This window comes from Photobacterium lutimaris, from assembly GCF_003025555.1.
Taxonomy (GTDB): domain Bacteria; phylum Pseudomonadota; class Gammaproteobacteria; order Enterobacterales; family Vibrionaceae; genus Photobacterium; species Photobacterium lutimaris.
Genome location: NZ_PYMH01000006.1, coordinates 213,328 through 228,278, shown reverse-complemented (window position 1 = coordinate 228,278; position 14,951 = coordinate 213,328). Strand labels below are relative to the sequence as shown.

10 protein-coding genes are annotated in these 14,951 nt (G+C 48.7%); 5 read left to right on the top strand and 5 right to left on the bottom strand.

Annotation, left to right across the window (positions count from 1 at the left end):
* Positions 1 to 358 precede the first annotated feature (358 nt).
* Together C9I99_RS14250 and C9I99_RS14245 are read right to left on the bottom strand one after the other, a co-directional pair.
* A complete protein-coding gene (locus tag C9I99_RS14250; protein ID WP_107349549.1) occupies positions 359 to 1,684 on the bottom strand; it encodes an anaerobic C4-dicarboxylate transporter in 1,326 nt (441 codons plus the stop codon).
* Between the two features lie 321 nt (positions 1,685 to 2,005).
* The gene (locus C9I99_RS14245) at positions 2,006 to 3,046 is read right to left on the bottom strand and encodes a metal-dependent hydrolase (protein ID WP_107349640.1); all 1,041 of its coding nucleotides are present in this window, start codon (positions 3,044 to 3,046) and stop codon (positions 2,006 to 2,008) included.
* Between the two features lie 188 nt (positions 3,047 to 3,234).
* Between C9I99_RS14245 and C9I99_RS14240 the strand changes: the two genes are divergently transcribed.
* The gene (locus C9I99_RS14240) at positions 3,235 to 3,687 is read left to right on the top strand and encodes a CBS domain-containing protein (RefSeq protein WP_107349548.1); all 453 of its coding nucleotides are present in this window, start codon (positions 3,235 to 3,237) and stop codon (positions 3,685 to 3,687) included.
* Between the two features lie 378 nt (positions 3,688 to 4,065).
* Here C9I99_RS14240 and C9I99_RS14235 read toward each other — a convergent pair whose 3' ends face one another.
* The 3 genes from C9I99_RS14235 to apbC all read right to left on the bottom strand — a co-directional run bounded on the left by C9I99_RS14235 (position 4,066) and on the right by apbC (position 8,349).
* Positions 4,066 to 6,213 carry an AsmA family protein gene (locus C9I99_RS14235; protein WP_107349639.1) on the bottom strand — a complete coding sequence of 716 codons (2,148 nt, stop codon included), beginning with the start codon at positions 6,211 to 6,213 and terminating at the stop codon, positions 4,066 to 4,068.
* A 193-nt stretch (positions 6,214 to 6,406) separates the two neighbouring features.
* Positions 6,407 to 7,051 carry a uridine kinase gene (udk, locus tag C9I99_RS14230; RefSeq protein ID WP_107349547.1) on the bottom strand — a complete coding sequence of 215 codons (645 nt, stop codon included), beginning with the start codon at positions 7,049 to 7,051 and terminating at the stop codon, positions 6,407 to 6,409.
* Between the two features lie 206 nt (positions 7,052 to 7,257).
* On the bottom strand, positions 7,258 to 8,349 hold the full coding sequence (apbC, locus tag C9I99_RS14225) for an iron-sulfur cluster carrier protein ApbC (RefSeq protein ID WP_107349546.1): 1,092 nt from the start codon (positions 8,347 to 8,349) through the stop codon (positions 7,258 to 7,260).
* A gap of 168 nt (positions 8,350 to 8,517) precedes the next feature.
* Between apbC and metG the strand changes: the two genes are divergently transcribed.
* The 4 genes from metG to C9I99_RS14205 all read left to right on the top strand — a co-directional run bounded on the left by metG (position 8,518) and on the right by C9I99_RS14205 (position 14,949).
* Positions 8,518 to 10,569, top strand: coding sequence for a methionine--tRNA ligase (gene metG / locus C9I99_RS14220; RefSeq protein WP_107349545.1), 2,052 nt, complete (start codon positions 8,518 to 8,520; stop codon positions 10,567 to 10,569).
* Positions 10,570 to 11,146: 577 nt separating this feature from the next.
* Positions 11,147 to 12,520, top strand: a complete 1,374-nt coding sequence (locus C9I99_RS14215) for a V-type ATP synthase subunit B (protein WP_107349638.1) — start codon at positions 11,147 to 11,149, stop codon at positions 12,518 to 12,520.
* Positions 12,521 to 12,523: 3 nt separating this feature from the next.
* The gene (locus C9I99_RS14210) at positions 12,524 to 13,147 is read left to right on the top strand and encodes a V-type ATP synthase subunit D (RefSeq protein WP_107349544.1); all 624 of its coding nucleotides are present in this window, start codon (positions 12,524 to 12,526) and stop codon (positions 13,145 to 13,147) included.
* Entirely contained in the window at positions 13,144 to 14,949 is a 1,806-nt protein-coding gene (locus C9I99_RS14205) for a V-type ATP synthase subunit I (protein WP_107349543.1), read from the top strand. Before C9I99_RS14210 ends, C9I99_RS14205 begins: the two co-directional genes overlap by 4 nt.
* Positions 14,950 to 14,951: the final 2 nt, after the last annotated feature.

Below are 14,951 nucleotides of genomic sequence, written 5' to 3'. Positions count from 1 at the left end.
TTAGGTTTGCCCAGCTTATTCTTGTAATAAGCCTCTGCTTTTTTGACGATTTTCGTATGCATTTTAGCCCTGAGAGACTCAAAGTCAGTTGACGTCAACACCCGTTTTAAACTGTTAATTGCTACCTCACAAATTATCTGTATTTTCTCACCCACCACGCACGGCTAATCACAACCATCAATCTTTAACCAGTGAAGATGCTTTTTAATCAATTATATACTCAAACAAACCGTTAATTGAACATTTTTTATACCAACCACCATAGCAGTTATAATGCAGGGCAACCTGAAGGGACAAAAAAGCCAGCAACCAAAGTTGCTGGCTTATCGCTCAGTGAAATTATTCTTGCCGAGTTGTTTTAAACGATAACTTGGGCGATGGTGTAACCAAAAGCACAAGCAGAAACCACCCCGATCAACCCCGGAACCATAAAGCTATGATTAAAGTACCATTTACCAATTTTGGTGGTACCGGTGACATCGAAATTACAGGTTGCGATATCTGACGGGTAGTTAGGAATAAAGAAATAGCCGTAGGTAGCGGGCATCAAACCAATCAGTAAAGCAGGATTCAAGCCCATTGCCATACCGACAGGTAACATCATACGCGCCGTTGCCGCCTGGCTATTTACCACCACAGATACAATGAACAAGGCCAAGGCGAACGTCCATGGGTAATCCTGTACCATTTCAGTAATACCGGTTTTAAATGATGGCATTGCATACTGGAAGTACGTATCACTCATCCAGGCAATACCGAAGATAGCGATCGCCGCAACCATACCTGACTTAAAGACCACACCTTCCGGGACCTTTTGTACATTGGTGCGAGTCACCAGCAAAATCAGGCCACCGAATGCCAACATCATCATCTGGATAATTACCGACATAGGGATCGCCTTGGCACTGTCACCAATGGTACGGATTTCAGGCACCATCGCGACCACGACAATCGACACTAATGCCAAAATAAATAACAGTACCGCGTGCTTAGCCGAGTTAGGCAATTTTTCATCCAGCGAAGTGGCTGTCGTATGAAGAATTTTATCTTTCCATAGCGGATCACGCAGACGACGCTGATATTCAAGATCTTCCGACAAGTCTGCACCTCGGCGTAAACTATACAGTGACAGCAGGAAGGTACCCAGTAACGTGGACGGTACGGTGACCATCAAAATGGTCAACAAGTGGATACTGTCCTGAACACCTGACAGTTGGGCGAGGTAGTACACCACAGCAGCTGAAATAGGGCTGGCAGTAATCGCGAGCTGGGAAGCCACGGAAGATGCAGCCATAGGACGCTCAGGACGGATCCCGTTCTTTAATGCCACATCACCGATAATTGGCATGATAGAGTAAACCGCATGGCCGGTACCCAACATAAAAGTCATCGTATAAGTCACTAACGGACCGAGGAACGTCACTCGCTTTGGGTTACTTCGCAGAATACGTTCGGCAACTTGCAGCATGTATTTCAGCCCACCTGCGGCTTCCAAAATAGATGCACAGGTGACAACCGCTAGAATGATCAACATGACCGTGATTGGCGGTGATGTCGGTGGCATCCTGAAAATAAAGACTTCAATCAGCAAGCCAAGACCAGATACCACACCCAAACCGATACCACCAAAGCGGCTACCAGCGTAGAGCACGAGAAGGAGGAATAAAAACTCCAAGTACAGCATATTCGCTATCTCCCTATATCGAAATTCAGCCCGCAAGGGCATTTAAATGAAATCGGGAGCATAATGTCAGTATGCAACTTGTAGCTATTTGATACTTATCAATTTCTACAAGTTCTTTTCTTCTCGTGAATTGAACTGTGAATAATAGCGTATAAACGCCGTACGCTAAGCGAACAATAGCTACAGAAATCGTACCAGTGACAAACTGGTTATTAACCTGAACGCTACATTCACCAACTAAAACCATGAAGAATCACTGAATAGGCAATGACTTATCGTAACGTTAAGGTACTTAGTTCAGCGATTACGTACTGAGTTATCCTATCGACTGGCCAGTGGCACAGCTTCCTGCGGACATTCAGATATGTGGCATAAGTTGGCATCAATATCTTGGCTGCCCAATAAGCGAAGCCATAAGTTCGGGATCTGGGCCAACCTCGCCTTTGCGCCTTCAACCCGTATAGGTTCGATAGCTGTCCATTCGTTGCTGTTGTCTGCCAAGGCAAACTGGAAGGCCAGCTGCTCACCTATTCCTAAGCGTAAGTCCGATGCCACCAACGCTGACTGGCGTTGTTCGTAGCGGATAAAACCACCGGTGAAATGTTCAAGCATCTGTTGATGCTCCGAAGCCAACCCTGCAGGCCAAGTGCCAAGTGGCTTTTGCAAAAAATCGATCTCAGTATCACCATCAATTACCGAGGATAAGCCTTCGAAGTAACTCTCCTCGTCTTGAACAACGATTCGCCAGAGAACAGTATTGAATGGGGTTGGGGTGATAAACACTGGCTGCCCTGCTAACGGAGTACCCGCTAACTGTTGCTCGACTCTGCTCTCAATCATATTCATCGCGGTTAATGACCAAGCGATATACAACGATGATACCGCTAATCCAACCGTACATAATTTAGCCATACGATCGCGCCACAACAGACTAGCCAGCAAGACCACCAGCAACGGAATAGTGTAAAGCGGGTCAATAATAAACAGGCTTGGAATAGCTATCGGTATATTGATAGGCCAAAACAGCTGAGTCCCATATGCCGTCAATGAGTCAAGCAGCGGATGGGTAACCAAACAAGCGGTCACCAGCAGCCAGAGATGACCGAAACTGAAACAGGTCGGCCGCCATTTCTGCCACAGCCAAGCCAGTAAGAGGGAGAATGGCATAAGCACAAACAATGAATGGCTGAACCCACGGTGCTTCACCATATCCGATACTGGGTCACCGTAGCTGAGCAATACATCGAGATCGGGCAGCGAGCCCAGTGCCGCTCCGGCCAACAAGACTTTTGGGGTACACTTCCTGCCAGCCACCGCACCGGCGACTGCCGCGCCCAGCGCCGCTTGTGTTACTGAATCCACAATCATTCCTTCTTCTTTTATAAGTCGACACCTTAGCAGAGCTATTAGTCACGACGCAACAAGTTACAAACTTGTTTAAGTTCGTCGCAAATTATGCAAAAAACCGGTTTTGCTCGCAGATCAAGCGCGCAATATTCGCTACGGTAATTCAGGCAACACCCATCAACTTTGAATAAAAGGAAGATGCAATGCCAACAAAAGTCTCTGAATACATGACCCGTAAAGTCATCACTACCTCACCTGATACAGGGCTGAGAGAAGCCTTCTTCTTGATGCGCGATGAAAATATCCGTCACTTACCCGTCGTGAATGATGAAGGAACGCTCGTCGGTATCGTAAGTGACAGAGAATTACGCCGTCCGGGCTGGGTTGATGAATCCCCAGAGATCGGCCATGAATACCATCTAACGGACGAATGGCATATCAGCGATGTCATGATCCGGGATATCGTGCATGTAAGAACCTACGATACGCTCACCAAAGCCATCGGCACCGTATTAGATTTTCATGTTGGGGCCGCACCGGTGCTGGACAAAACAGGACAACTGGTCGGTATGCTGTCGGCCATTGATTTATTGAAAGCCTTCCAGGATATTCTAGAAAACCAGAAGTCCTCGAAAAAGAATAAGCAGCTAGCGTAATCGCGAAAGTAAACACCTGAATAGCACCAAGCTAGAGGCAGCAGTGCGTTTAGCTTGGTCTTCGACTATTAGGTAGGGTTTTCTGTTCAAACTGGTCTATCTTTTCTGGTGACATTCTTTATTGAGAAAAGGCTATGTCATTAACAGTAACCAAGTCCTAATCTATCAGTAACAGAATTCAAAGAGTTGGTCAGTGGGTTATTACTGGCTTTTCCAGATTTGCACCTAGCCGTTGATGGCCAGGTTGTTGAACGGTGGGAGCAGTGGGATCAAATGGGCTTGCTCCAGCAGCTAGGTGCCGTCTAACTTGCCTATAAATGAAAGAAGGAGAGCAGCTGCTCTCCTTCTTAGTCACATTATCACCTGCGACATTAAGTGTTAATTAAACAGACCCTTCAGCAGCTTATCCGCTGCCTTCTTGATATTGTCGTCCTTGGCCTTATCACCCAACAACTTCTCCAGTCCGCGCTCGACTTCGCGCTGTGCCTTTTGCTCCAGCTCATTGTTTTGCTTGAGCAGCTGGGCAATATTGAGCGAGAACGCAGGCTCACTCCAGTTGCCTTTGACATCAATCGGCACGGTAAGATCAGCGACCTCATCAATCTCTTTACCCCCCTGCCCTTTACTGGTGGCAACCACGGAGGTATTCACTGCAAAGTCGATGGTTTCATTGACCAAGCTGGTCGAGCCGTTACCATTGATACGAATCAGTGGTGAGTCGATATCAAGATTGCTGGTTGAAGCAACACCTTTAGCCAGTTTGATGGTTGCAGTCATCGCCGAAAAATCGGTTTTCTTCTCTTCCTTAACGTATTCTGCTTTCTGGCCTTTAAGTGTCGCACGAGCTTCTCGGATCATTTCCGGTATATTGACACCATAAATAGCCCCATCGGCGAAACGGATGTCTATCGTACCAGCAATATTTTCACGCATACGCTTCTCGGCAAGCCCAGTACCCGATACATTCACCGAGATATCACCGGTACCCGCCAAGGTATCATTTTGTGCTACATCCACCAGCAAGGGTTGGATCTGTACACCTTTGATCTGCTTAGTCGCCTTGTAGGTCGGTAGTTGACCATTGGCATCAATCCTCGCCGTAGCATGGATACTGCCCTGATAAAGGTTGGCATCTAACCCACTAAGATCGAGAACACCATTTTTCACACTCAGCGCCAGCTTCACGTTACTCATGTGCGCATTGGCAGCTTTGAATTGATCAATAGCCACTTTACCAGCCAAATCGAGAGTCTTAAGCGCGCTAAGATCAGGCTCTTGGTTCTTTGCTTTACCACCCGCTGTATCTGGGCTCCCCACCTCAGAAGAGCCTGCTTCTCCGCTTTCCTGTGATGCAGTCGACTTCCCTTCTGCCGTGCCAAGAAATGCATCCAAATCAATCTTGTCAGACGACAAATCAAAGCGGATCACCGGAATATCAGCCGATTGAAAAGAGGCACTCCCCTTCAACGCCAACTCATCAACGGCGGCTTTCAAGGTCGCTAATTCAGCCAGTCCTTTCTCCAGGTTGTATTTCGCATCAGCTTCTAATCCAACCGTCATTTCAGGACGTGGCAAGCCGGCCCCTTTAAGCTCGGCATTCAGCTTGGCACCTTTCAAGCTAACGAGCTTGATCGCCTCATCAACCATCAACTGCGTAGAGCCTTGAGTAGTAAAACTCAGATCAGGTATTTCACCGTCAATAGCGAACTCAATCGTTGACCAGTCACCTAGCTTAAAGCGATCAAGCGAAATAGTAGCATTGCGGATATCATTAACCACATCTTTGGCACTTGCTGTTAACGATAGCGCTTTAATCTCGGCACCATCTAATTGCTCGGCAATCAGTAGCTTCGTTTGTCCCTCGGCACTGAAGCTCAGCTCTGCGGCGCTGCCTGCGATATTGAACTGGGCTGTCGTCCATTCGCCTGGGGCAAATTGGTCCAACGTAAAATCAAGTCGATCGATTTCCGTTTTACTACCCGCTTTATCATCAAGGATAAGCGCACTGGCATTGCTGATTTCAACCCCAGCCAAGCTGATCTGCCACGCTTGCTGTTCAGCTGCCGTTGTGGGTTCACTTACAGGTGGCTCTGCCGGCGCTTTGGCCGGCTCTTCAGCGGACTCGGTAGCTTCCTGACCTGATAAACCATCAAGGTTACTGACCCCGTTTTCGAGAGTCTGGATAAAGACCCGCCCGCCGAGCAAACTGACATTGCCAATTTCTAGCTGCTGGGAAAATAGCGGCATCACCGACACTGACAGTTCAGCTTGATCGAACTGGGCCAGATTCGGCTCGGCAAACCCTTGCGGGTTTTTGAATTCTGTCTTGCCGATATCAAATCCGATACTCGGGAAAAAGCGCCAGCTAATATCGCCTTCAATCACGAGATCACGCCCGGTCGCTTTTTTTACCTGCTCGGCAATCATTGGTTTGAACTGGTTCGGGTCAATCAACGCCACCAAGGCGGCGATACCGACAACGGCAACCACCGCAACAGCGAGCAAAGCCATTATTATTTTTTTCATTACATCCCCATCTTTCCATCCATGCTCATCAAACGAGCCTAGCGCCAAAGTTATCTGACCCCATTGTGGCATATAGTCCAACGACTTCAAGTGATTGAAGTCTATACCCAACACCCAGCCGCTATGTTTTTTTCAGGTAAAAAAATAGGCAGCGTAAGGCTGCCTATTGATAATCCATTGTCAGAACGAAACGTTAAGCACGTAGCAACTTGGCAATGTGTGCCTTCAGTACGTCGATCGCGATACGGTTCTTACCGCCGCGAGGAACAATAATGTCTGCGTATTGCTTGGACGGCTCAATGAACTGCATGAACATCGGGCGTACTGTTTTCTGGTACTGTTGAAGCACAGATTCCATCGTGCGGTCACGCTCAGCCACGTCGCGCTGTAGACGGCGAAGCAGACAGATATCAAGCGGCGTGTCCATGAAGACACTTGCGTGCATAATGTCACGTAGGCGTGGGTCCGTCAGCAGCAGGATACCTTCCAGAATGATCACCTTTTTAGGTGTCAGCGTGGTGGTTTCAGTCATACGCGTATGTTCGCTGTAACTGTACTGAGGAACTTCCACCGCTTCACCGCGGATCAACTGCTCAAGGTGATCACAAAGTAGGTCGTGATCCAAGGCATTTGGGTGGTCGTAGTTGGTCTTTACCCTTTCATCCATGCTTAGGTGGCTTTGATCGTTGTAATAGCAATCTTCCGTAATAACACCGATCTGATGATCGCCTACTTTTTCTTTTAGCTCTTTATAAACTGTGCTGGCAATCAGACTTTTACCGGATGCAGAGGCACCTGCAATACCGATAATAACGCATTGGTGAGAGTGTTCAGACATATCAGAATGCACCTGTAAAACAACGTGGCGTAGTGGACAAACCGTAATAAACAGACCATTACCCATCACTCACTGTGTTGGGAAATGGCTTAAATAGGCATAAATAAACCGCATGATTATAGGCAGATGTAAGGGCAGATGCCAGTAAAAAAGCGGCATCGGCCACGTTTGCTCAGAAACTCTGCAGCTTTGACAAAAGCAATGGTTTACATTGTACGAATTGTGATCTGTTCAGCCACCGGCGTACCTTGCCAATACAGACGGCTAGCAACAGAACCAGCCAGCTGAATATATGCCTGAGCTTGCTCTGAATCCGGTGATGCCGCCACCGTCGGCTTACCGTTATCGATGTCTTCACGGATTTTGATATGCAAAGGCAGTTGGGCCAAAAGCGGTATGGCATATTCCTGTGCCATGCGTTCAGCACCGCCGGTACCGAAGATCGGCTCGTGATGGCCACAATTACTACAAATGTGGTAACTCATGTTCTCAACCAGACCCAGCACCGGTACGTCGACCTTATTAAACATACTGACGCCCTTTATGGCATCAGCCAACGCCAAGTCTTGCGGGGTTGTTACGACAATCGCCCCGGTCACAGGAATTTGCTGGGCCAATGTCAATTGGATATCACCGGTACCTGGTGGCATATCAATCACCAAGTAGTCCAGATCCGGCCACCAGGTTTCGGCGATGATCTGGGATAAAGCCTTCGATGCCATTGGGCCACGCCAAATTGTCGCACTGTCTGCCGGCACCAAATAACCCACCGAGTTAGTAAACAAACCGCAGGACTCAATTGGCATCATCATCTTGCCATCCGGTGACTGCGGCTTTTCCTCCACCGTCCCCAGCATCATCGGTACCGACGGACCATAGATATCAGCATCCAGCAAGCCTACCTTGGCCCCTTGGGCCTGTAGCCCCAGAGCTAGGTTAACGGATGTCGTTGATTTACCTACCCCACCTTTGGCAGAGCTGACCACGATAATATTCTTCACCCCATTCAGTGGCTGTTTGTCACCTGAGGCCAACGGGGCGATACGGCATCCGATGTCAAATTTGATGTCGCTGGCAATATGGTGGAGCTGTTGCTGGGTGATGATCCACTGCGCTAAAAGTTCAGCCACTTGGCTAGCAGCAAACGGAAAGGTTACCGAAATTTTGCCGTCAGCCGACACCGATACCACATTCGTCGTCTCGGCCCATTCATCATGCAGCCAAGGGTGTTCAAACTGGTTCAACCAACGGCAAATATCTGCCACGCTTTCAAAACGGGTAATTGAGTCACGGCTCATGATCTTTTAGCGCTCCACATTTATTGTTTGTCTACATCCTAACACCGATGCCTATATAGCGCTCCATTTTACCGTGATTTACAGCAGATCCTCCTAGGCAAGGTGCTATCCATCAGGTAGTATTTACAGCTACGTTTTTATTACCCATCATGAGCGAAATAAGACATTATGGCTGCAAATCCAAGAAAAATTCTGGTGACCTGCGCCCTACCGTACGCTAACGGTTCTATCCACTTAGGCCACATGCTTGAGCATGTGCAAGCGGATATTTGGGTGCGCTATCAGCGCCTTCGCGGCAACGAAGTTCATTTCATCTGTGCAGACGATGCACACGGTACTCCAATCATGCTTAAGGCCCAGCAGATGGGTATGGATCCTGAGCAGATGATTGCCGAAGTGAGCAAAGAGCACCAGGCTGACTTTGCTGGCTTCGATATCAGCTTCGACAACTACCACAGCACACACTCAGAAGAGAACCGTGAGCTGGCGTCGTTCGTCTACACCCAGTTGAAAGACAATGGCTACATCACCAACCGTACGATTTCTCAGCTGTTTGACCCTGAGAAGGAAATGTTCCTGCCGGATCGTTTCGTAAAAGGTACCTGTCCTAAGTGTAAGTCCGACGATCAGTACGGTGACAACTGTGACAACTGTGGCGAAACCTACAGCCCAACAGAGTTGATCAACCCGAAATCTGCTGTATCTGGCGCCACACCAGTGATGAAAGATTCTGAGCACTTCTTCTTCGACCTGCCTCAGTTCGAAGACATGCTGAAATCATGGACCAAGTCTGGTGCCCTTCAGGATGAAACTGCCAATAAGATGCAGGAATGGTTTGAGTCTGGCCTTCAGCAGTGGGATATCTCACGTGACGCGCCTTACTTCGGCTTTGAGATCCCAGGCGAAACTGGCAAATACTTCTACGTATGGCTAGACGCACCTATCGGTTACATGGGCTCATTCAAGAACCTGTGTGATAAGCGTGACGATCTAAACTTTGACGAGTTCTGGAAAAAAGACAGCACTACAGAGCTTTACCACTTCATCGGTAAAGACATTGTTTACTTCCACAGCCTATTCTGGCCAGCCATGCTGGAAGGTGCCGGTTTCCGTAAGCCTGACAACGTATTCGTCCACGGCTACGTAACAGTAAACGGCGCGAAGATGTCTAAGTCTAAAGGTACCTTCATCAAAGCAGGTACTTACCTAGAGCACCTAGACCCAGAATGCCTACGCTACTACTACGCAGCGAAGCTGAACAGCCGTATTGATGACTTGGATCTTAACCTTGAAGATTTCACCCAGCGCGTTAACAGCGATGTGGTGAACAAGATTGTTAACCTAGCATCGCGTAACGCCGGTTTCATCGCCAAGCGTTTCGACGGCAAGCTGTCTGACAACTTCGCCGAGCCTGAGCTATACGCAGAGTTCGTTGCCGCAGCAGATCGTATTGCTGAGCTATACGAAACCCGTGAGTTTAGCCGTGCTATCCGTGAAATCACTGCGCTGGCTGACAAAGCCAACCAGTACGTTGACGAAAAAGCACCTTGGGTTGTAGCCAAGCAAGAAGGCAAAGATCAGGAACTACAGGAAATCTGCTCTGTCGGTATCAACCTGTTCCGCGTTCTGATGGCTTACCTGAAACCTGTTATGCCTCAGCTAGCTGAACGTACAGAAGGCTTCCTGAATGAGACACTGACTTGGGAAGGTATTGCCCAGCCACTGACTGGCCACGAAGTAACTAAGTTCAAGGCGCTGTTCAACCGTATTGATGCTAAGAAAGTTGAAGCCATGGTTGAATCTTCAAAAGAAGATGCAGCCGCTGAAATGGCAGCAAAAGAGAAAGCGGAAGCCGCGAAAACCGAGACTGAACTGAGCAAAGATCCGATTGCAGACGAAATCGAGTTCGATGACTTCGCTAAAGTCGATATGCGTATTGCCAAAATTATCTCTTGTGAAGCCGTACCTAAAGCAAACAAACTACTTAAGTTTCAGCTAGATATTGGCGGTGAAACCCGTCAGGTATTCTCTGGTATCAAGTCGGCTTACACGCCAGAAGAGCTAGTTGGCAAGCACACGGTCATGGTGGCTAACCTGAAGCCGCGCAAGATGAAGTTCGGTATGTCTGAAGGCATGATCCTCGCCGCAGGCCCGGGTGGTAAAGATCTGTGGATCTTGGAACCGCATGAAGGTGCCCAACCAGGCATGCGCGTCATGTAAGACGCAGTCTTAACGGACACAGCGAATAGAAACCAGTCCAAGTGGGCTGGTTTTTTTTGCCTGTCCCACTGGCAATTTGTTCAAAAATTCACCCAAAATGACTTTTTTACAGCCCACCAGTCATTAACATTTTTTACATATGTTAAAAGAGATAATAATGATGATATCTTATTTTCCAATTTTGAAAGTTGCCAAGGCGGTCGCAGAAATAAAATAAAAGCAAGATTGTAATCTTTTCCCCCCATCTCGCAATACAAAAATAAACCTATAAAATCATTGTGTTATAAAAACCCCCTATTCTTCACCGACCATCACCACAAACAACACCCATGGTAAATCCGATAAATACACTCGCATTTCCCGATGTGACGGAAATCATTTGTTACAATTAGACACCAACTGAAACAACACATTGATACCAAATGGGCTACATACGCATAACCTTAGGAGCTGTGCTTTAGATTAATCCTTGCCTTGGATGGGCAAGCAATTCAAAAGCGGGTCGAAGAATGAGCATGGGTTAGTGAACCCAAATCATTTAAACACTCATCCCCCAGGCAGTTATCAAGGTATTGTGATGCCACAGAGTCTATTACGTTACACCAACATACTCAGCATTGTTGGTGATTTGATCCGGGTAGAAGTACCCAACCTCTCCTCAAGCAATTCAAAGGCAAAGTACGGCGATCTTGCAATGATTGAGCAAAACGGTGAAAACTACTCGCTTGCTCAGATCATCAAAATCGACAATGAAGAAGTGTCCCTTCAGGTCTTTGCTGGCTGTAAGGGTCTATCAACCAACGCCGCCGTTTGCTTCCTTGACCAACCGATGCAGGTCACCTACTCACCCAACATCCTTGGCCGCATCTTTGACGGCGCCGGACAACCGATTGACCACGGCCCAGAGCTGGAGACCGATCCCAAGGTCGAAATCGATGGCCCCTCGGTTAACCCGGTTCGTCGAACACTCGCCTCCCGTATGGTGCGGACCAATGTCCCGATGATCGATGTTTTCAACACCTTAGTTGAATCACAGAAAATTCCGATTTTCTCGGTCGCCGGTGAACCTTACAACAAATTCCTTGCCCGTATCGCCATTCAGGCCGAAGCCGATGTGGTGGTATTTGCTGGTATGGGCCTGATTTATGATGACTACCATTTTTTCAAAACCCAATTTGAAGAAGCGGGTGTGTCATCACGTACCGTCATGTTCGTCAACCAAGCCTCGGATCCCACCGTTGAACGTTTGCTGGCACCGGACATGGCACTATCAGTCGCCGAGCATTTCGCTGTCGATGAGAGCAAGAAGGTACTGGTGCTTCTGACCGACATGACGTCCTACGCCGATGCAATGAAGGAAATTGGTGTCGCGATGGACAAGATCCCAGCCAACCGTGGTTATATGGGTGATCTGTACTCGCAGCTTGCCAAGCGATACGAAAAAGCGTGTGACTACAAGGGCGCAGGCTCTGTCACGCTACTGGCAGTGACCACTATGCCGGGTAACGACGTTACACACCCAGTACCGGATAACACCGGCTATATCACCGAGGGTCAGTTCTACCTTCATGAGGGTGTACTGGATCCATTCGGCTCCCTGTCCCGTCTTAAGCAGATGGTGGTAGGTAAAGAAACCCGTGAAGATCACAGCGCCATCATGAGTGTGATGATCCGTTTCTACTCCGATTCTGTGGAAGCCCAGCAGAAGCAAGCGATGGCATTTGAACTGTCAGAGTACGATAAAAAAACCCTGAAATTTGGCAAGTACTTCAAAGACAACTTCATGACACTGGATGTCGATATGAGCTTGGAAGATGCCTTGGATTTCAGCTGGAAGATCCTTGCTGAGTGTTTTGACCCGGAAGAAACCCTGATCAAAGACAGCTTGCTGGAAATGTACTGGCCTTTCCCAGAGCAGTTGGATCTGGAAGCAGAAACTACAGAGGGTTAACACATGGCAAAGGTAGCACTTAACAAAAGCTCGCTGAACAAACAAAAGCGGAGTTTGAAAACCTATAACCGCTACCTGCCTGCGTTGGAACTGAAACGTCAACAATTGATGCTGGAGCGGAAGAAAGCCGAGCAAGCCTTGGAGCAAGCCAAACAGCGTGTCGCCGAATTGCGTGCACAGGTTGAGGAAGCCATTCCCATGCTTGCTTGCAAAGAAATTAACGTCAACAACCTGGTCAAGGTCACCAACGTTAAGCTTGCCACCCAGAATATTGTTGGCTGCCGGGTCCCGATTATCGAATCGGTCGATGTCGCAGTGACCCCGTACAGTTATCTCGCCCGCCCACACTGGGTCGATAATGTGGTACGTCAACTGAAAGAAATGGTTCGCCTGCGTGTCGAACTGGCCGTGTGCCAGCAGCGCTACGAATTAATCAGTGACGCCACGCGTATTACCAGCCAGCGCGTAAACTTGTTCTCGAAGGTCCTGATCCCTGATACCCAAGATAGTATCAAGCGGATTGGTATCTACCTCTCAGATCAAGAGCGTGCTGCGGTGATGAACGCCAAGCTATCGAAACAAAAAGTGTTGGCGCAACATGAGAAAACGCAGGGAGGCCAATCATGAGTATCAAACAGTTAAAACGCTTAACGCTTGGCGGCCAAGCCTCTCGTCGGGATGAAATCCTGATGGCACTGCAAGCTCTGGGCTGCATGCACCTTATCCCGCTAAGTGAGGGTGATGGCGATAGCAACCATGCTATCGCCATGCAGCAACCCACCGACGCCAGCGAAGCCTTGGCATGGTTGAGCCGCGTTGAACGCAGACGCCGACCAGTCAGGGACAAGGATCTGGTTGATGTCGATGAATTGGTTGGACAAATTCTCGAGAACAAACTGCATATCCGCCAGCAGCAAGACAAGCGTGACTTACTCAAAGAGCGCCTGCAACTGTTACGCCCATGGGGGGAGTTTGAGCTTCCAGATATCTGCACAATCAATAATTTGCGATTCTGGTTTTACTTATTGCCACTGAAAAAACTTACTGCCATGGCAGAGGTCAATCTGCCTTGGCAAGAGGTACACCGTGATCAGAAAAACGCCTACGTGGTGATTGTGTCTGAGTCTGAGCCCGATCCGGCCTTGTTACCTGTCGAACGATCGCACATCGGTGGAAGCAGCCTTTCCCAAGTCGAAGAGTATCTCGAGATTGCCGAGCAACACCTTGAGGATTTACTGGCAGAACGCGAGGCGTTAACCCGCTGGATTTACCCGCTCAGCCAATCACTGGCTGCGAGTCAGGATCATGCCGAACTGCTGTTGGCCTCGTCAGGGGTACAGGATGAGGGCGAATTTTTCCTGATCCAAGGTTGGATGCCTGCCGATGCCCAAGATGCGGTTATCGAGCTGGCCAACGTTTATGGTTCCGCCGTGCTGTTTGAAGATCCCAGGGCCGATGACCAGCCACCGACCCTACTGGAAAACTCCGAGTTAACCGGTGGTGGCGCTGAGGCCATGGGCTTTTTCCAAACGCCTAACTACCGCGCATGGGATCCGGGCAACCTGGTGTTCTATTCATTCTCATTGTTCTTCGCCATGATCATGAATGATGCCATGTACAGTGCCATTCTCGGCCTGATCATCCTATTCTTCCGTGACAAGTTCGATGCCTCAGAAGAAGGCAAACGACTGAAGAATATGGGCCTGTTCATGTCTGGACTGGGCATTTTCTGGGGGGTACTCGCCGGCAGCTACTTTGGCATTGCACCCAGCGAAGGCAGTTTCTGGGACTTTTTCCACATCATCGACATGAACGATTATGGCGCCATGATGCGGCTTTCGGTCTTTATTGGTGTCATGCACCTGATCATTGCCAACACAATGACCGCCTACATCAACCGCTCGCAAAAACGTGCATTTGCACCACTTGGCTGGGCGGCCTTGATGTTCGGTGGCATGTTGCTCTGGTTTGGTGTTACCGGTGCCATATGGAGCTGGTTCGGTAAAGGTCTGGGCGGACTACTCATGCTAGGCGGTGCCGGTCTGGTCTGTGTTTACAGCAGTGACCGACCAATCAACAGCCGCAAAGATCTGGCCCTTCGCGTTCTCGATGGTGCCAAGGCGATTTACAACATCACCAGTGCCTTCGGTGACATCTTAAGCTACATGCGTTTATTTGCGCTGGGCTTGTCCGGTGCATCATTGGCGATGACATTTAACTCATTGGCAGGTCAAGTTGTTGAAGCCCAACCCGTTTCTGGGGTGCTCTTTGGCGGCCTGATCTTACTGCTTGGCCATATCCTGAACTTCGCGCTCTGTGTAATGAGCGGCGTAGTACACGGTATGCGTCTGAATGTAATTGAATTTGTTAACTGGGGCTTATCCGATGAAGGATACCCATTCAAAGCTTTTCGGAAGAAAGAGGATTAAAA

Bases quoted from the DNA above. Each gene is read 5' to 3' on its own strand.
- C9I99_RS14240 (WP_107349548.1), top strand. From the start codon at position 3,235: ATGCCAACAAAAGTCTCTGAATACATGACCCGTAAAGTCATCACTACC.
- C9I99_RS14205 (WP_107349543.1), top strand. From the start codon at position 13,144: ATGAGTATCAAACAGTTAAAACGCTTAACGCTTGGCGGCCAAGCCTCT.
- metG (WP_107349545.1), top strand. From the start codon at position 8,518: ATGGCTGCAAATCCAAGAAAAATTCTGGTGACCTGCGCCCTACCGTAC.
- C9I99_RS14215 (WP_107349638.1), top strand. From the start codon at position 11,147: ATGCCACAGAGTCTATTACGTTACACCAACATACTCAGCATTGTTGGT.
- C9I99_RS14210 (WP_107349544.1), top strand. From the start codon at position 12,524: ATGGCAAAGGTAGCACTTAACAAAAGCTCGCTGAACAAACAAAAGCGG.
- udk (WP_107349547.1), bottom strand. From the start codon at position 7,051: ATGTCTGAACACTCTCACCAATGCGTTATTATCGGTATTGCAGGTGCC.
- C9I99_RS14250 (WP_107349549.1), bottom strand. From the start codon at position 1,684: ATGCTGTACTTGGAGTTTTTATTCCTCCTTCTCGTGCTCTACGCTGGT.
- C9I99_RS14235 (WP_107349639.1), bottom strand. From the start codon at position 6,213: ATGAAAAAAATAATAATGGCTTTGCTCGCTGTTGCGGTGGTTGCCGTT.
- apbC (WP_107349546.1), bottom strand. From the start codon at position 8,349: ATGAGCCGTGACTCAATTACCCGTTTTGAAAGCGTGGCAGATATTTGC.